Origin of the sequence: Bradyrhizobium sp. GCM10028915 (assembly GCF_042666195.1) — a bacterium.
GTDB classification, from domain to species: Bacteria; Pseudomonadota; Alphaproteobacteria; order Rhizobiales; family Xanthobacteraceae; genus Bradyrhizobium; species Bradyrhizobium canariense_D.
The window spans coordinates 286,071-303,259 of the sequence record NZ_JBHTFN010000012.1; the positions used below are offsets into that span (position 1 = coordinate 286,071).

Annotated in this window: 13 protein-coding genes; 7 read left to right on the forward strand and 6 right to left on the reverse strand. The window is 63.8% G+C overall.

Going from position 1 to position 17,189, the window contains the following annotated elements:
• Positions 1–90: 90 nt before the first annotated feature.
• Complete coding sequence (locus ACFQX9_RS10455; RefSeq protein ID WP_018453378.1) at positions 91–1,470, reverse strand: LLM class flavin-dependent oxidoreductase; 1,380 nt, start codon at positions 1,468–1,470, stop codon at positions 91–93.
• 241 nt (positions 1,471–1,711) lie between these two features.
• Here ACFQX9_RS10455 and ACFQX9_RS10460 point away from each other — a divergent pair, with 241 nt between their 5' ends.
• The 6 genes from ACFQX9_RS10460 (at position 1,712) to ACFQX9_RS10485 (ending at position 7,403) form a co-directional block, all read left to right on the forward strand.
• Positions 1,712–3,133 carry a M20 family metallopeptidase gene (locus ACFQX9_RS10460; RefSeq protein ID WP_085350151.1) on the forward strand — a complete coding sequence of 474 codons (1,422 nt, stop codon included), beginning with the start codon at positions 1,712–1,714 and terminating at the stop codon, positions 3,131–3,133.
• A gap of 91 nt (positions 3,134–3,224) precedes the next feature.
• Complete coding sequence (locus tag ACFQX9_RS10465) at positions 3,225–4,136, forward strand: amino acid ABC transporter substrate-binding protein (RefSeq protein WP_026232521.1); 912 nt, start codon at positions 3,225–3,227, stop codon at positions 4,134–4,136.
• Between the two features lie 115 nt (positions 4,137–4,251).
• Entirely contained in the window at positions 4,252–4,983 is a 732-nt protein-coding gene (locus ACFQX9_RS10470; RefSeq protein WP_026232522.1) for an amino acid ABC transporter permease, read from the forward strand.
• Positions 4,984–4,987: 4 nt separating this feature from the next.
• A complete protein-coding gene (locus tag ACFQX9_RS10475; RefSeq protein ID WP_018453382.1) occupies positions 4,988–5,680 on the forward strand; it encodes an amino acid ABC transporter permease in 693 nt (230 codons plus the stop codon).
• A gap of 8 nt (positions 5,681–5,688) precedes the next feature.
• Complete coding sequence (locus ACFQX9_RS10480; RefSeq protein ID WP_018453383.1) at positions 5,689–6,420, forward strand: amino acid ABC transporter ATP-binding protein; 732 nt, start codon at positions 5,689–5,691, stop codon at positions 6,418–6,420.
• Between the two features lie 122 nt (positions 6,421–6,542).
• On the forward strand, positions 6,543–7,403 hold the full coding sequence (locus ACFQX9_RS10485; RefSeq protein ID WP_085350150.1) for a D-amino-acid transaminase: 861 nt from the start codon (positions 6,543–6,545) through the stop codon (positions 7,401–7,403).
• A gap of 156 nt (positions 7,404–7,559) precedes the next feature.
• On the opposite strand, the gene ACFQX9_RS10490 is transcribed toward ACFQX9_RS10485, so the two are convergent.
• From ACFQX9_RS10490 to ACFQX9_RS10500, 3 genes are all read right to left on the reverse strand, one after another.
• Complete coding sequence (locus ACFQX9_RS10490; protein WP_085350148.1) at positions 7,560–8,021, reverse strand: carboxymuconolactone decarboxylase family protein; 462 nt, start codon at positions 8,019–8,021, stop codon at positions 7,560–7,562.
• 29 nt (positions 8,022–8,050) lie between these two features.
• Positions 8,051–9,667, reverse strand: a complete 1,617-nt coding sequence (locus tag ACFQX9_RS10495; protein ID WP_085361291.1) for an MDR family MFS transporter — start codon at positions 9,665–9,667, stop codon at positions 8,051–8,053.
• 114 nt (positions 9,668–9,781) lie between these two features.
• A complete protein-coding gene (locus ACFQX9_RS10500) occupies positions 9,782–10,963 on the reverse strand; it encodes an HlyD family secretion protein (RefSeq protein ID WP_085350146.1) in 1,182 nt (393 codons plus the stop codon).
• A gap of 275 nt (positions 10,964–11,238) precedes the next feature.
• Here ACFQX9_RS10500 and ACFQX9_RS10505 point away from each other — a divergent pair, with 275 nt between their 5' ends.
• The gene (locus ACFQX9_RS10505) at positions 11,239–12,150 is read left to right on the forward strand and encodes a LysR family transcriptional regulator (RefSeq protein ID WP_085350144.1); all 912 of its coding nucleotides are present in this window, start codon (positions 11,239–11,241) and stop codon (positions 12,148–12,150) included.
• Here the strand turns inward: ACFQX9_RS10505 and iaaH are convergent.
• Positions 12,145–13,569: an indoleacetamide hydrolase gene (gene iaaH, locus ACFQX9_RS10510; protein ID WP_085361239.1), complete on the reverse strand. Its 1,425-nt coding sequence runs from the start codon at positions 13,567–13,569 to the stop codon at positions 12,145–12,147. The two genes, ACFQX9_RS10505 and iaaH, sit on opposite strands and share 6 nt — an antisense overlap.
• Before the next feature lie 75 nt (positions 13,570–13,644).
• Positions 13,645–17,094 (reverse strand): indolepyruvate ferredoxin oxidoreductase family protein, encoded by a 3,450-nt coding sequence (locus tag ACFQX9_RS10515; RefSeq protein ID WP_085350141.1) that lies wholly within the window; start codon positions 17,092–17,094, stop codon positions 13,645–13,647.
• Between the last annotated feature and the right edge of the window lie 95 nt (positions 17,095–17,189).

Genomic DNA, 17,189 nt, shown 5'->3' on the forward strand with positions numbered 1-17,189 from the left:
GTATTCCAGAGGCGGCGGTGATTGAGTCGAGACGTTGCGGCGTACTGGATGCCCCGGTCAAGCCGGGGCATGACAGCGTACCTAGCGGCGCTACCCCTTTCTCCCCACTCTGAACCCTGCCGCCGGATGCGGCGCACCTAGCCGCGCCCGCCCCTCGCCGAACAGCTTCTCGCGTAGCGTGCCCTGCGCGTACTCCGCCTTGTACCGCCCGCGTCGCGTCAGCTCCGGCACCAGCATGTCGGCGATGTCCTCGAAATCGCCGGGTGAGATCGCGAAGGCGACGTTGAGGCCGTCGACATCGGTCGCCTCGAACCACGCCTCGATCTTGTCCGCGACCATTTCCGGCGTGCCGACCACGACGGGACCTGCGCCGCCGACGCCGACATGCTCGATGACGTCGCGCACGGTCCAGACGCGATCGGGATCGGCGCGGGTGACGTTATCGAGTGCGCTGCGGCCGGCATCGTTCTGAACATGGCGCACCTGCTGATCGAGCTCGTAGCCGGAGAAGTCGATTCCGGTCCATCCCGACATCAGCGCCAGCGCGCCTTCCGGGCTGATGTGGCGGCGATAGTCGGCATATTTTTCGTTCGCTTCGGCTTCCGTCCGCCCGAGGATGATCGTCATCATCGAGAACATCAGGATTTCCGCCGGATTGCGGCCGAACGCGGCGGCCTCCTGACGGATCGCCGATACGCGCGGCGCGATCACCTTGGCTGACGGCCCCGACATGAACACGCATTCGGCGTGCCGTGCCGCGAACTGCCGTCCGCGCGGCGAGGTGCCGGCCTGATACAGCACGGGCGTCCGCTGCGGCGACGGTTCGCTCAGGTGGATGGTGTTGTTGATGCGGTAGTTCGCGCCCTCGTGGTTGACGCGATGGACCTTTGTGGGATCGGTGAAGATGCCGCGCGTGCGGTCGCGCAGCACGGCGTCGTCCTCCCAACTCCCTTCCCAGAGCTTGTAGACGACCTCCATATATTCGTCCGCGATCTCGTAGCGGTCGTCGTGCCCGATCTGCTTGTCCTTGCCGGCGCCGCGCGCGGCGCTGTCGAGATAGCCGGTGACGACGTTCCAGCCGATACGCCCCTCGGTGAGATGATCGAGCGTCGACATCCGCCGCGCGAACGGATAGGGCGGCTCGAAGGAGAGATTGCTGGTGACGCCGAAGCCGAGATTCTGCGTCACGGCGGCCATTGCCGACAGCAGCAGCAGCGGATCGTTCGAGGGCGACTGGGCTGCGTTGCGCAAGGCTGCGTCAGGACTGTTGCCGTAGACGTCATAGACGCCGAGCACGTCGGCCAGGAACAGTCCGTCGAAACGGCCGCGCTCCAGCGTTCTGGCAAGATCGATCCAATAGGGCAGGCGGTTATATTCGGCAGTGCGGTCGCGCGGATGGGTCCACAAGCCCGGTGATTGGTGCGCGACGCAATTCATCGCAAATGCATTGAGCCTGATCTGCTTGGCCATGATGGTCCCCCGGCGCCCTGTACCGGGCGCTCTTCGAATGATAGAGCTGCGCCCGAACTTGGCGAAGTTCTTGCATATAGCGCGACGTTGGCAAGGCCAAAATCAGCGGCGCTGCCGCGCTTGGCAAGCCAATCTCAAGAGAGCAAGAACGAAATCCCAAGACTATCGAAGTCCCCGCCACTTTCGGAGGCCTGCCCGTATCGGGTATGCTCCTTCGCCTCGCAACCTAAAAAAGAAAATAATGACCAGAGCCGATGCCATCGCCCGCGCCCGTGACGATTTTCAATCGGGCGCGTTCCTCGCCGAACTCGACCGCCGCGTCGCCTACCAGACCGAGAGCCAGAATCCGAACCGGAGCGTCGAGCTGCGCGCCTATCTGGAACAGGAGATGGTGCCCGCTTTTGCCGCGCTCGATTTCGAAAGCCGGATGATCGAATCTCCCAGCGGCAAGGCGCCGTTCCTGTTCGCCGAACATCACGAAAGTGAGGCGGCGCCGACCGTGCTGATCTACGGCCATGGCGACGTCGTCGACGGGATGGAAGGCGAGTGGCGCGACGGCCGCGATCCCTGGCGCACCACGGTTTCGGGCACGCGTCTCTACGGTCGCGGCACCGCCGACAACAAGGGCCAGCACAGCATCAACATGGCGGCACTCCGCGCGGTGCGCGAGGCCCGCGGCGGCAAGCTCGGCTTCAACGCCAAGTTCATCCTCGAGATGGGCGAGGAGATCGGCTCGCCGGATCTCGGCAAGGTCTGCGATCTCAATCGCGATGCACTCAAGGCCGATCTGTTCGTGGCCTCCGACGGGCCGCGCCTGTCCGCCGACCGTCCGACCCTATTCCTCGGCTGCCGTGGCGGCATCCGCATTCATCTCGATGTGAACGTTCGCGACGGCGGTCATCACTCCGGCAATTGGGGCGGTGTGCTCGCCAACCCCGCGACCATTCTGGTCAACGCGATCTCGACGCTGGTCGACGGCCACGGTCGCCTTCAGCTGGACGCGCTGAAGCCGCCGCGCCTCACCAACCAGATCCGAAGCTATCTTGCGGACGTGCAGGTGGTGCCGACCGAGGACGAGCCGGCGTTGGCCGAGAACTGGGGCGAGGAGGGTCTTTCGGCGGCCGAGCGGCTCTATGCCTGGAACACGCTCGAAGTGCTGGCGATGTCGTCGGGAAACATCGAGAAGCCGGCCAACGCCATTCCCGGCCACGCCAATGCCGTGCTGCAACTGCGCTTCGTGGTCGGCACCAAGGTCGACGGCCTGATCGAAGCCGTCCGTGCGCATCTGGTCGAAAGGGGTTTTCCGATGGTCGAAGTGCGGGCCGCACAGAGCTTCGCGGCATCGCGCACCGATTTCGACAGCCCCTGGATCGCATGGGCGGCCAATTCGGTGAAGGAGACCACCGGCAAAGTGCCGGCGGTGCTGCCGAATTTCGGCGGCTCGCTGCCCAATGACGTGTTTTCCGAGATATTGGGCCTGCCGACGATCTGGGTGCCGCACTCCTATCCCGGCTGCTCCCAGCATGCGCCCAATGAGCACATCCTGCTGCCATTGACCGAAGAGGCCTTGACGGTGATGGCCGGCCTGTTCTGGGATCTCGGGGAATTGCCAAGCCCGCTAACAAGCCCGCTAACGCGCCCGCCCGCCGGCCTGAGCCGTTAACCGGAGCCGCGATCCAGCCAAAAGTCACATTCTATTCCAACCCAATTTGTGCTTGCATCCCGCCGGCATCATCCTGAAAGGGGACCAAAACGTGAAACATTTCCGTAGCATCGGCCTCGCGCTCGCCGCGACCTTCGCCGTCGGCCAGGCCGGGGCCGAGGAGCTGACCGGCACGCTCAAGAACATCAAGGACACCGGCGCCATTACGCTCGGCTTCCGCGACTCCTCGATCCCGTTCTCTTATCTCGACGACAACCAGAAGCCCATCGGCTACGCGATGGACATCTGCTACAAGATCGTCGACGCCGTGAAGAAGGAGCTCAAGCTCGACAAGCTCGAGGTCAAGCTCAATCCGGTGACCTCGGCGACCCGGATCCCGCTGATGGCGAACGGCACCATCGATCTCGAATGCGGCTCGACCACCAACAATGCCGAGCGCCAGAAGCAGGTTGCCTTCACCAACACCCATTATTTGACCGCCAGCCGCTACGTCTTCAAGAAGTCGAGTGGCCTGAAGGCGATTGACGACCTCAAGGGAAAATCGGTGGTTTCCACTGCCGGCACCACCAACATCAAACAGCTCACCGAGGCCAATGTTGCAAAAAGCCTCGGCGCAAACATCATTCCGGCCAAGGACCACGCCGAGGCCTTCCTGATGGTCGAGACCGACCGTGCGGTCGCCTTCGTGATGGATGATATCCTGCTCGCGAGCCTCGTTGCCGGCTCGAAGTCGCCCGATGACTACGTCATCTCCAAGGACGCGTTCTCCAAGCCTGAGCCCTACGGCATCATGCTGCGCAAGGACGACGCGGCCTTCAAGAAGGTCGTCGACGCGGCGACCGCTGCGCTCTACACCTCCGGCGAGGGCCAGAAGATCTACGACAAGTGGTTCACGCAGAAGATCCCGCCGAAGGGCCTCAATCTCAACACGCCGATCTCGGCCGAGCTGAAGAACGAGTTTGCCAAGCCGACGGACTCGCCAAACCCGGACGATTATAAGTAAGCTATAACCTCGATCTTTCGATCGGGATCGTGTCCGGCCATCTTGACTCCAGGATGGCCGGACATTTGCATAGGCGCCAGGACATCGATGACTGGCGCGTTCGCGCGGGGGACACGTGAACTACAACTGGAACTGGGGAATCTTTTTCCAGCCGAACCCGATGGGGACCGGCACCTATCTCGACATGCTGTTGTCGGGCCTGGTGCTGACCCTCAAGACGGGTGCGCTCGCCTGGATCATCGCGCTGATCACCGGATCGATCGTCGGCGTGATGCGCACACTGCCGTCGAAGGGAGCGTACTGGTTCGGCTTTGCCTATGTTGAATTCTTCCGCAACATGCCGCTGCTGGTGCAGCTCTTCCTGTGGTTTTTCGTGCTGCCGGAAGTGTTGCCAAGGTCCGCGGGATTGTGGCTGAAACAACTGCCGAACGCGCCGTTCTGGACGGCCGCGATTGGCATCGGGTTCTTCATGTCGGCGCGCGTCGCCGTGCAGTTGCAGGCCGGCATCGGATCGCTGCCGCGCGGGCAGAAGATGGCGGCGACCGCACTCGGCCTGACGACCCTGCAGGCTTATCGCTACATCCTGCTGCCGATGGCTTTTCGCATCATCCTGCCGCCGCTGACGTCCGAGTTCCTCAACACCATCAAGAACACGGCTGTGGCCATCACCATTGGTTTGCTCGAACTGACCGGCCAGGCGCGCTCGATGCAGGAATTCTCGTTCCAGGTGTTCGAGGCCTTCACCGCTGCGACCATCCTCTATCTCCTCGTCAACGCCGTCGTCGTGACCGCGATGCGCTTCCTCGAGCGCTGGGTCGCGATCCCCGGCTACATCACGGGGAAGTAGCGCCATGTTCAGCAATTTTGATTTCGGGGTCATCATCCGCACGCTGCCCTATCTATTCTATGAGGGCATGACGTTCACGCTGATGCTGACCGGGCTTGCTGCACTCGGCGGCCTCGTCTTCGGCACAGCGATCGCGCTGATGCGGCTGTCCGGCTACAAGGTGCTGGGCCGCATCGCGGGCGTCTATGTCGACTTCATGCGCTCGCTGCCGCTGGTGCTGGTGATCTTCTGGTTCTACTTCCTGGTGCCCTATATCGGGCAATGGGTAACTGGCGCGTCGCGTCCGATCAGTGTCGGCGCGTTCGCGTCCTCGCTCATCACCTTCATCATGTTCGAGGCCGCGTACTTCTCCGAGATCATGCGTGCCGGCATCCAGTCGATCTCGCGCGGCCAGCCGGCCGCAGCCAACGCGCTCGGCCTGACCTACGCCCAGACCATGCGCTACGTCGTGCTGCCGCAGGCCTTCCGCAACATGCTGCCGGTCCTGATCACGCAGACCATCGTGCTGTTCCAGGACACCTCACTGGTCTATGTGCTGTCGATCACCGATTTCCTCGGTGCGGCAAGCAAGGTCGCGCAGCGCGACGGCCGTCTGGTCGAAATGTATCTATTCGCAGCGATCGTCTACTTCACCATCTCCTGTATCGCGTCCTTCGGCGTTCGCCGCCTGCAGGCGCGCATCGCCATCATTCGATAGAGTTTGCCATGATCGAGATCAGCCACGTCGACAAATGGTACAGCCCGGCCTTCCAGGTGCTGACCGACTGCACCACCAGCGTCGCCAAGGGCGAGGTGGTCGTGGTCTGCGGTCCGTCGGGATCAGGCAAGTCGACGCTGATCAAATGCGTCAACGCGCTGGAGCCGTTCCAGAAAGGCGACATCAGCGTCGATGGCACCAAGGTCAACGACCCCAGGACCAATCTGCCCAAGCTGCGCGCGCGGGTCGGCATGGTGTTCCAGCACTTCGAGCTGTTCCCGCATCTGAAGATCATCGACAATCTCTGCCTCGCGCAGCAGAAGGTGCTCGACCGGTCGCGCGACAAGGCGGTGGCGAAAGGCATGCAACTGCTGGAGCGGGTCGGCCTGAAGGAACAGGCGCAAAAATTTCCCGCGAACCTGTCCGGCGGCCAGCAGCAGCGCGTGGCGATCGCCCGCGCGCTCGCGATGGATCCCATCGTCATGCTGTTCGACGAGCCGACCTCGGCGCTCGACCCCGAAATGGTGAGCGAGGTGCTCGACGTCATGGTAGACCTCGCCCATGAGGGCATGACCATGATGGTCGTGACGCACGAGATGGGCTTTGCCCGCAAGGTCGCCAACCGCGTGATCTTCATGGACCGCGGCGAGATCGTCGAGGACGCCCCGAAGGACGATTTCTTCGGCAAGCCCCGCAGCGACCGCGCGCAGAAGTTCTTGTCGAAGATTCTGTCGCATTGATCCCACTGTCATTCCGCGACGTGCCTCCTGGCGCTGGTCGGGAATGACGGGTTGAGGGTTTCGTGGCACCGACAAATCCCTTATACCAGCGGGTAATCCCTATTCCCGCCAGGAGACCTGCCTTGGATCCGATCGCCTATGTCAACGGCTCATTCGTCCCGCTTTCGGACGCCAAAATTTCGGTCCTCGATCGCGGCTTCCTGTTCGCCGACGGCATCTATGAGGTCTCGGCCGTGCTCGACGGCAAGTTGGTCGACAATGCCTCGCATCTGGCGCGGCTGGAGCGCTCGGTCGGCGAGATCAAGCTGAGGCTCCCGGAGACGGTCGAGCGCATCACCGAGATCCAGCAGGAGCTGATTGCACGCAACAAGGTCGAGAACGGCCTCGTCTATCTCCAGGTCACCCGCGGCGCCGACAAGGGCCGCGACTTCGCCTTCCCCAAGGGCGACGTCAAGTCGAGCCTGGTGATGTTCACGTCGGAGAAGGACATCATCAACGCCGCCTCGGCCAAGACCGGCATCAATGTGATCACCGTGCCCGACATCCGCTGGGAGCGGCGTGACATCAAGAGCGTAGCATTGCTGGCGCAAGTGCTGGCAAAGCAGGCCGCGGCCGAAGCCGGTGCGGGCGAAGCCTGGATGCTGGAAGACGGTTACGTCACCGAAGGCGGTTCGTCTTCAGCGTTCATCCTGACCCAGGACGACGTCATCGTGACCCGCAAGAACTCCAACGCGATCCTGCCGGGCTGCACCCGCAAGGCGGTGGTGGCGCTGGCGGAAGAGCGTCAGCTCCGCGTCGAAGAGCGTTCCTTCACGGTCGCCGAGGCGCTCGCCGCCAAGGAAGCCTTCGCCACCTCGGCGTCGCTGTTCGTCCAGCCGGTGGTTGCGATCGACGGCAAGAAGGTCGGCGACGGCAAGCCCGGCCCGATGGCCATGCGGCTGCGCGAGATCTACGTGGAGTTCGCGAAGGCGACGGCGGTTTAAGCTACCCACCGCCGTCATCGCCCGGCTTGACCGGGCGATCCAGTAGTCCGTGACGGAGTGCTGGACTCGAGAAGCCGCGGCGTACTGGATGCCCCGGTTAAGCCGGGGCGTGACAGGCGAATGTATTGAGGCAGTTTGGCCTCATGCGTCAGCACCTCACGCCACCGACGCCTTCACCTTCACCGGATGAACCGCACGGAATGCGATCGCTAGCCTGTTCCAGGCATTGATGGCGCCGATCAGCATGGTCAGGTTCACCGTCTCCGCATCGGAGAATTGCGCGCGGACCTGCTCGTAGACGTCATCAGGCACGTGCGTCTCGGCGATCAGCGTCACTGATTCCGTCCAGGCCAGCGCGGCGCGCTCGCGGTCGGTGTAGAGCGGCGATTCGCGCCAGGCGTTGAGCAGATAGATGCGCTGCTCGGTCTCGCCGCGCTTGCGGGCGTCCTCGGTGTGCATGTTGATGCAGAAGGCGCAGCCGTTGATCTGCGACGCGCGGATCTTGACGAGCTCGATCAGCGATTTCTCGAGGCCCGTCGACTGGATCTGCTCTTCCAGTGCCATCAGCGCCTTCATCGTGTCGGGTGCGGCCTGGTAGAAATTCATGCGGGGTTTCATGGTCGTTCTCCTTGCTTGCTGGGTCGATGTCAGTGGGCGCCGCCGGCCGAGGCGTGGCCGGCCTTCTTCAGGAAGAGGGTGGCGATCAGCGCGACGATCAGTGCCACGCCGAGCAGATAGAAGGTGTCGCTGAAGGCGAGGATATAGGCCTGCTTCTGCACGATATGGCCGATCGCAACATAGGCGCGATGCAACGCGTCCGCCCGGTCGAGAATGCCGTGATTGACGAAGTATTGGGTGAGCTGTTCCAGCCGCGTCCGCGTCGCCTGCTCGAACAGCGAGACTGACTGCATCAGCACGTTGGAGTGATACTGCTCGCGCTTGGTCAGCAGCGTCTGCAACAGCGCGATGCCGACGGCGCCGCCGAGGTTGCGCATCATGTTGAACAGGCCGGAGGCCGAGCCCGCGTTCTCCGGTTCGATGCCTGAGGTCGCCACCGCAGACAGCGGCGCCATCACCAGCGCCTGGCCGATCGCACGAACCACATTGGGCCAGAGCAATTGATCGGCGGCATAGTTGCCGGTCATGTAGATGTTCATGAAGTTGGAGGCCGCGAACAGGACGAAGCCGGCGCCGATGATGAGCCGCGCATCGAGCTTCTGCATCAAACGCGGCACCAGCGGGATCAGCAAGAGCTGCGGCAGGCCGGTCCAGGCCAGCACCATGCCGATCTGCTCGGCATTATAGCCTTGGATGCGGGCCAGATATTGCGGCAGGATGAACACAGAACCGTAGAGCGCGATTCCCAGCAGGAAATTCGCAAGCATGCCGAAGCCGAAATTGCGGCGGACCAGCAGGCGCAGGTTGAGGAGGGGCTTCGTCACGGTCAGCTCGATGATCAGGAAGGCGGTCAGCGCCACGGCCGCGATGACGGACAGCTTGACGATGAAGGGCGAGCCGAACCAGTCGTCCTTATTGCCTTCCTCGAGCACGGTCTGCAGCGCCGACAGTCCGATCGCCATGGCGATGATGCCGGCCCAGTCGCCGTCGCGCAGTAGTGCCAGCTTCATCGGCTTTGCATCGAGGGCGTACCAGAGCATGCCGACCATGATCCCGCCCGGGATGACATTGACGTAGAAGATGTACTGCCAGCCAAAATTTTCGGTGAGATAGCCGCCGATGGTCGGGCCGATCGCGGGCGCGAACGTCGCCGACAGCGCGAACAGCGCAAGGCCGACCGGCTGCTTTCCGCGCGGCAGCAATGTGATGATGAGCGTGAACGCCATCGGAATCAGCACGCCGCCGGTAAACCCTTGCACCGCCCGCAGCACGATCATCTGCGGCAGGTCTTGCGCCAACGCACAGGCGGCCGACAGAACCAGGAACAGGACCGCGTTGGTGAGCAGATAGATGCGGATCGAGAACACCTGCGCCAGCCAGCCCGACAGCGGGATCACCACGATCTCCGCGATCAGATAAGAGGTCGAGATCCAGCCGCCATCGTCGATGCCGGCGCCGATCGCGCCCTGGATGTCGGCGAGCGAAGCATTGACGATCTGGATGTTCAGCACCGCCATGAAGGCGCCGAGTGTCGCGCCGATCACGGCAATCCAGGTTTTGGTCGAAACCACCGGCGTGGCGGCCGCGGCCGGAGCAGGAATGCTGGTGGCGGAAGTGGCGTTCAGGGCGGGTTGGAGCGTGCTCATGAAGGGCCTCGTCTCGGGTACGGAGACAGGATGCACCAGGCGGATGGCTTCGATCATCGGGAAGCGTGGGAAGGATCATCCGGCAGGACTTGATATTGCTGCCGGAGCCGGCCTTTAGCCTCCGTTGGGTCGCGTCGCATTGTCGGCGAGGCGCTTGGCCGTCTCGCGCTCGGCCATGACGGCCTGTTTGGTGTCGATAGTCGGCGCCGCGGACATGCCGGGGCGCAGCAGCCCGGTCAGGCTGTGGTCGTCGAGCACGATCTTCACCGGCACCCGTTGCACGATCTTGGTGAAATTGCCGGTGGCGTTGTCGGGCGGCAGCAGCGCGAACTCAAGTCCGCTGGCCGGCGACAGGCTGTCGACATGGCCGCGCAGGGTCTGGTTACGGAAACTGTCGACGTGCAGCTCGACCGGCTGGCCGGCGCGGACATGAGTGAGCTGCGTCTCCTTGAAATTCGCCACGACATAGACTGCATCGAGCGGCACCACCGCCATCAATTGCGTGCCGGCTTGCACGAACTGTCCCACGCGCAGTGAGCGGGCGCCGACCGTGCCGTCGACCGGCGCGGCAATCTCGGTGTAGGAGAGATTCAGGGTCGCCTGCTCCGCGACCGCGCGCGCGTGCTCGAGTTGGGCCATGGCCTGCGCGCGCTGGGTGGTGAGCACGTCGATCTTGCGTTGCGCGGCCACGAGCCCCGACCTGGCATGTTGCAGTTGCGCGTTGCTGGCGCGCAACGCGGCGTCCGTCTGTTGTGCGCGCTGAATCGTGCCTGAGCCCGATTTCATCAAATCGTCGTAGCGGGCGCGCTCCTCCTGCGCAAATTTCAGATTCGCGTCCGCAGCAGCAACATCGGCCGTGCTCTGCTCGATGATCGGCTGCTGGAGTTCGAGCTGGGCGTCGAGGTTGCGCACCGACGCTTCCGCCGCGGCGACATCGGCGCGGGCCTGGTCGAGCGCCGCCTTGAAGTCGCGGTCGTCGATCTTCGCCAGCAGCTGGCCCGCTTTGACCTTTTCGTTGTCACTGACCAGCACCTTGGCGATGTAGCCCGAGACTTTTGGCGCGACGATCGTGGAGTCGGCCTTCACATAGGCGTCGTCGGTTGTCTCGAGATAACGGCCATTGACCCAGTAGTCGTGTCCGTAATGGACAATCGCTGCTGTGCCCGCGAGGAACGCGAGCGCCAACGCCGCCCGCCGAACCATATTCCGGGTCGGACCACGCACCGGCGCCGGCTGAGAAGCTTGCAGTATCTCAGTCGCTTGCTGGAAGTTTTCGGTGCGGGGCATCTCGGACATGGCAGTCTCCTATCGGGTCGTTGGGACTATCGGTCTTCTTCGCTCGATCGATAATCGACGAAATACCGGAAGGATTATCCGCTGAGAGTGGATAGTCCGGGAATCCCGCCTTCGCGTATGGTCTACCGAGCCGAAGGTGCGACTGCCCCAGAGCGATTGCCGCCTCTGTCGAGGGATTGCGGCCAACCCATCCGCCATCCGCGCGCGAGCCGATCCGACGGATAATCGGACAGAATTCCTTGCGATTATCGACCAAGAGCGGATAATCAGTCGGCATGGACCGATTGACGAGCCTCGAAGTCTTTAGCCGGGTGGTCGAGACCGGCGGCTTCTCTGCAGCAGCCCGCAAGCTCAACATGTCGACCACCATGGTGAGCAATCACGTCCAGGCGCTGGAAGACCGGCTCGGGGTGAGGCTGCTTCAGCGCACCACGCGTAAGGTCAATCTCACCGAGATCGGCAAGGCCTACTACGACCGCTGCATCCAGATCCTCGCCGATATCGAACAGGCCGACGATATCGCGAGCGAATTGCAGTCGGTGCCCCGCGGCACGCTACGGATCCACGTCGCCACGCACATGGTGCCGTTCGTCGCGCCCGTGGTGGCGAAGCTCCTGTCGGCGTATCCAGAGCTCAAGATCGATCTGCGCATGGGCGAAGCCGACATCGACCTCATCGAAGAAGGCTACGATGTTGCCCTGCGCATGACCGCGCCGCCGGATTCGAGCCTGATCGTCCGCAGCCTTGCCACCTGGCGTCACGTGCTGTGCTGCTCGCACGACTATCTCGACAAGCACGGTCGCGTGCAGAAGCTCGATGAGCTCACCACGCACAATTGCGGGCGCCATTTGAACTATCCGTTCGGCGACGATTGGCGCTTTTTCGATCGCAAGGGCGCGCCGGCATCGGTACGCATCTCCGGCAGCTTCGTCACCAACAGCGGTGAGGCCTTGCGGAAGGTGGCGCTGGAAGGCGCTGCCGTCTGCCTGATGGCCGGCTTTCTCGTTCGGGACGATCTCGAAGCCGGTCGGCTCGTTCGCCTGCTGCCCGAGTACCGGCCGGTCGAGATGTCGATGAACGCCGTCTATCCGCACCGGCATCATCTGTCGGCGAAGGTCAGGACCTTCATCGACATGCTCGTGCATCACAGCGCCGAGCAGCAGAAGCTGATCAATCCGTATTCATGAGTGGCGCGGCGGCGGCAATCGCCCGAACACGGCGTCGAGTGCCATGCCGATCGCAAGCAGGCGGCGATCGCTGCCCGCGGGGCCGTCCAATTCAAGCCCGATCGGCAGTTTGCTCCGGGTGCCGAGCGCGATTGGAATCTGGATGCCGGGAATGCCGGCATTGCTGCCGGGATCGGTGTTCTGGATGAACAGGGCGAAATTCTCCAGGCTGCTGGAATCGGGATTGGAGGCAATGGCCACGCGCAGCGTGGTCGGGAAGGCGATGGCATCGAGCCGGTTGTCGGCGAAAGTCCTGCTGTAGAGCGCCTGAAGCGCGGGGCGCGCTGTGTTGATCGCGGCGTCGTAGATCGGCTTGGCGTCAACCAGCGTGCCATCGGGGGCGGGCAGTTTGCGCGGGATCACCAGCCCATCATAGGTGCCCTTCACGTCTGCGCTGGATATCTCCGCTGCCAGCGCCACGATGCTGAGGCCGGTACCGGTGTGTCTAAGATAGGCGACCATGTCGTCATAGGCCTCATACAGCACGACGGGAAAGCTTACCTGGCCGTTGAGTTCGGCGAGCAGAGGCATCTCGATTTCGATGACGGTGACGCCCTGCGCCTTCATTTTCGAGACGGCCGCCTGGAATGCGGCGTCGGTGTCGGCGTCGAGATTGGTCAGTGTGGCTTTCACGATGCCGATCCGTACCTGGTTCAGATCGGCCGGCGCGATAGTATCGCCGCCCGTAATGACGCGGTCGAGCAGTGCGACATCCGCTATGGTCGCGGCCATGGGACCCGCGGTGTCGCGGGTGTGCGAGAGCGGTGCGATGCCGTCTTGCGGATAGCGGCCGATCGTCGGACGCAGCGAGGCGCAGCCGTTCAGCGCAGCCGGCACCCGGACCGATCCGCCGGTATCGGTGCCGAGCCCGCCTGCCACGATGCGCGCGCCAATCGCGGTACCGGTCCCGGAGGAGGAGCCGCCCGCGATCAGGGCGCGGTCATAGGCGTTGCGCACGCCGAACTCCGCGCCGGTCTTGAATGCGGTGTTGTAGCCGGAGATGCCGAAGGCGAGCTCGTGCATGCTGGTCTTGCCGATGATGACCGCGCCCGCCGCACGCAGCTTTGCGACCACCGGCGCGTCGCCCCTCGGAACGTAATGTTTCAGCGCTGGCGTTCCCGCGCTGCACGGGAGCCCCGCGACCTCGATATTGTCCTTGATCACGATGGGAACGCCGCCGAGCGGCTTGTCCTTGTTGTCGTTCGCGTCGAATGCGGCCGCAGCCTTCAGGGCGCCGGCCTCGTCCAGGGTGACGAAGGCATTCAGATCGGCATTGGCCGTGGCGCGGGCGAGAGCTTCCGTCGTGAGCGCGGTGCTCGTGATTTTTCCGGCGCGGAGGTCGGCCACAGCCTGGGTCAGGGTCAACTGGTCGAAATCCATGAGGCGTCACCTCGTTGCAGGAGCGCCATCAGGGCGCGCCTCGGCTCCAGAGGCTGAAGCCTCGTCGGCGCCCCGTCAACCGTAGGCGCGCATCTTTGCAGGTGATGGGGCGTCGAGCTCGGCGAACAGCCGCTCGACCTCGGCCTTCACCTTCCCGATCGCGGCGTCCTTAACCGGCCCGTAGCCCCGGATATCCATCGGCGCTTTTGCAATGGCGACCAGACTTGGCAGATGCGCCGCCTCGAGCCCGCCGAGCAGCCGTTTGATGGTGCCGTCGTACCAGGTGATCAGTTCCCGCTCGGCGCGCCGTTCCGCCGTGTAGCCGAACGGGTCGAACGGCGTCCCGCGCAATCCCTTCAATCGCGCCAGCATGGCGAGCGGCATCTGGATCCACTGTCCGAAGGCGCGCTTGCGCGGACGTCCGCGGGCGTCGCGCTTCGACGGCAGGAACGGCGGGGCGAGGTGATATTGGATGCTGAAGTCGCCGTCGAATTCGCCTTTCAACTCGTCGAGGAAGCCGCTCTGCATGTGCAGGCGCGCCACCTCGTACTCATCCTTGTACGCCATCAGCTTGAACAGGGCGTGCGCGACCGCCTGGGTCAATGCCTCGCTATTCAGGCTGGCTTCGGCATGGCGAACACTTGCAACGCGCTCTCGATAGCGCGCTGCGTAGGCATCGTTCTGATAAGCCGTGAGGAAGTCGGCGCGGCGGTCGATCAGCTGGTCGAGCGTCTCGGCCTTCGGCGCTTCGTCCACCTTCGGCAAGAAGTCGGGATCGGCGGCTGCAATCCGGCCCCAGGCGAAAGCCTGCTTGTTGCTTTCGACCCCGACGCCGTTGAGCTCGATCGCGCGCAACAGCGCCGACAGCGAGACCGGCAGCAGCCCGCGCTGCCAGGCAAAGCCCAGCATGACGATATTGGCATAGACGGCATCGCCGAGCAGGCGCTCGGCCAGCGCATTGGCGTTGATGGTGTCGAGATTGCCGTCGCCGATCACCTGGCCGATCGCACGCAGGCGGGCGGGTGAGGCGAGATCGGCGTCACGGAAGCGGACGACGTCGCCGGTCGGCATCTCCGCGGTGTTGACCGCGGCGCGCGTACCTTTTCGATAGGTGCCGGACGCCTTCGGCGAGGAGCTGACGACGAGGTCGCAGCCGATCAGCGCATCGGCCGCGCCCTGGTCGATACGGACCTGGTGCAATGCGTCGGGGGATGCGGCCAACCGGATGTAGCTCAGCACCGGCCCGAATTTCTGCGCAAAGCCGGTAAAATCCAGCACCGAGACACCGTTTCCTTCGAGGTGGGCCGCCATGCCGATCAGCGCGCCGACCGTGATCACGCCGGTGCCGCCGACGCCGGTGACGAGCAGATCATAGGGACGGTCGAGCGTTGCGGGCCCGGGCAGGGGAAGCGTGGCCGCGTGGCCGACCGCGTCGATCCGGCTCGCGCCCTTCTTCCGGCGCCTCGCGCCCTCGACGGTGACGAAGCTCGGGCAGAACCCGTTGAGGCAGGAAAAGTCCTTGTTGCAGGATGAGAGGTTGATCCGGCGCTTCCGGCCGAACGGCGTCTCCTTGGGCTCGACGCTGAGGCAGTTGGATTCGACCGAGCAGTCGCCGCAGCCTTCGCAGACGAGATCGTTGATATAGGCGAAGCGTTTGGGATCGATCATCTGTCCACGCTTGCGGCGACGCCGTTTCTCTGTCGCGCAGGTCTGCTGATAGATCAGCACCGAGACGCCGGGAATATCGCGCAGCTCGCGCTGCACGCTGTCCATCTTCTCGCGCGGATGGAGGGACACGCCGACCGGAAGATCGCCTGGCGGAAATTGCGCCGGATCGTCCGACACCAGCGCGATGCGCGCAACGCCCTCGGCGCGGACGCTGTGCGCGATAGCGTGGACGCTGATTGGGCCGTCGACGGGTTGGCCGCCGGTCATCGCCACGGCATCGTTGAACAGGATCTTGTAGGTGATGTTGGCCTTGGCGGCGATCGCCTGCCGGATCGCCATCGAACCCGAATGATAATAGGTGCCTTCGCCCAGATTCTGGAACACGTGCTTGTTGCCGGTGAAGCGTGACGAGGCGGCCCAATTCACGCCTTCGCCTCCCATCTGGATCAGGGACGATGTCTCGCGGTCCATCCAGCTGGCCATGAAATGACAGCCGATGCCGGCCAGCGCCTTCGAACCCTCGGGCACTTTCGTCGATGTATTGTGCGGGCAGCCCGAGCAGAAATAGGGCGTACGCGTCGCACCGCTGACGTTGATCGTGCGCGAGGCCTCAGGCATCAAGCCGGCTGCGCGTGCGGCGAGATTGAGGCCTGGGAACATCGGATCGAGACGGCGTGCGAGCACCCCAGCGAGCGCACGCGGTGACAATTCGCCGATCCAGGAGATCAGCCGCGCCCCTTGCTCGTCATGCTTACCGACCATGCGCTCGGGTTTTTCGCCCGGATAATCGTAAAAATATTCCTTGAACTGGCTTTCGATGATGCCGCGCTTCTCCTCGACGACAAGGATCTCGCGCTTGCCCCTCACGAACGCCATCGCGTCATGCAGCGCCAGCGGCCAGACCATGCCGACCTTGTAGATGTCGATGCCGATGCTGCGGCAGTCCGCTTCGTCGAGACCCATCAGCCGCAGCGCTTCCATCAGATCGAGATGGGCCTTGCCCGTGGTGACGATGCCGTAGGTGGCGTCCGGGATGTCGTAGATGTGACGATCGATCGGATTAGCCTTTGCGAAGGCGTAGACCGCGTGCTTCTTCGCCTCCAGCCGCTCCTCGATCTGCGGGCCGGGCAGATCGGGCCAGCGATAGTGCAGGCCGCCGGGTGGCGGCGTGAAGTCTGGCGGGTGGAAGGCCCGCGGTGGGCGCAGCGCGACGGACGCGCCGGATTCCACGATCTCAGAGATCGCCTTGAAGCCGACCCACATGCCGGTGAAGCGGCTCAGCGCGTAGCCATATTCACCGAATTCGAGATATTCGCTGACGCTTGCGGGGTGGAGCGTCGGCATGAACCAGCTCATGAAGGCGACGTCGGACTGGTGCGGCATCGAGGACGAGACGCAGCCATGGTCGTCGCCGGCGACCACCAGAACGCCGCCATGCGGTGAGGAGCCGTAGGCGTTGCCGTGTTTCAGCGCATCGCCGGAGCGATCGACGCCGGGGCCCTTGCCGTACCAGAGACCGAACACGCCATCGACCTCGCGGTCGGCTTGCGTCTCGACCTGTTGTGAGCCGAGCACGGCGGTCGCGGCAAGATCTTCGTTCACTGCGGGGAGGAATTCGATGCGGTCCCGCTTCAGTCGCTCGTGGATGCGCCACAGCTCGAGGTCGATCCCGCCGAGTGGCGAGCCGCGATAGCCTGAGATGAAGCCCGCCGTGTTCAGCCCCGCGGCACGGTCGCGCCGCACCTGGTCGAGCGCGATGCGGACGATGGCCTGCGTGCCGGTGAGGAAGACGCGGCCCCGTTCGCGATCGTAGCGGTCGGAAAGCTCGTAAGGATCGAGAGACGAAATGGCGTCCATGCGGACCTCCCCACGGCATCCTTGCCGGATGGGAGAAGAGTAAGCCTGGGCAACTGGTAGGTCTTACCTTTCTTTCCGAATAGCGTACCTATTAT

Coding starts and splice junctions, on each gene's coding strand:
- ACFQX9_RS10490 (WP_085350148.1), bottom strand. CDS start 8,021: ATGAAACCCCGCATGAATTTCTACCAGGCCGCACCCGACACGATGAAG.
- ACFQX9_RS10460 (WP_085350151.1), top strand. CDS start 1,712: ATGACCAGAGCCGATGCCATCGCCCGCGCCCGTGACGATTTTCAATCG.
- ACFQX9_RS10475 (WP_018453382.1), top strand. CDS start 4,988: ATGTTCAGCAATTTTGATTTCGGGGTCATCATCCGCACGCTGCCCTAT.
- ACFQX9_RS10455 (WP_018453378.1), bottom strand. CDS start 1,470: ATGGCCAAGCAGATCAGGCTCAATGCATTTGCGATGAATTGCGTCGCG.
- ACFQX9_RS10495 (WP_085361291.1), bottom strand. CDS start 9,667: ATGAGCACGCTCCAACCCGCCCTGAACGCCACTTCCGCCACCAGCATT.
- ACFQX9_RS10515 (WP_085350141.1), bottom strand. CDS start 17,094: ATGGACGCCATTTCGTCTCTCGATCCTTACGAGCTTTCCGACCGCTAC.
- ACFQX9_RS10480 (WP_018453383.1), top strand. CDS start 5,689: ATGATCGAGATCAGCCACGTCGACAAATGGTACAGCCCGGCCTTCCAG.
- ACFQX9_RS10500 (WP_085350146.1), bottom strand. CDS start 10,963: ATGTCCGAGATGCCCCGCACCGAAAACTTCCAGCAAGCGACTGAGATA.
- ACFQX9_RS10505 (WP_085350144.1), top strand. CDS start 11,239: ATGGACCGATTGACGAGCCTCGAAGTCTTTAGCCGGGTGGTCGAGACC.
- iaaH (WP_085361239.1), bottom strand. CDS start 13,569: ATGGATTTCGACCAGTTGACCCTGACCCAGGCTGTGGCCGACCTCCGC.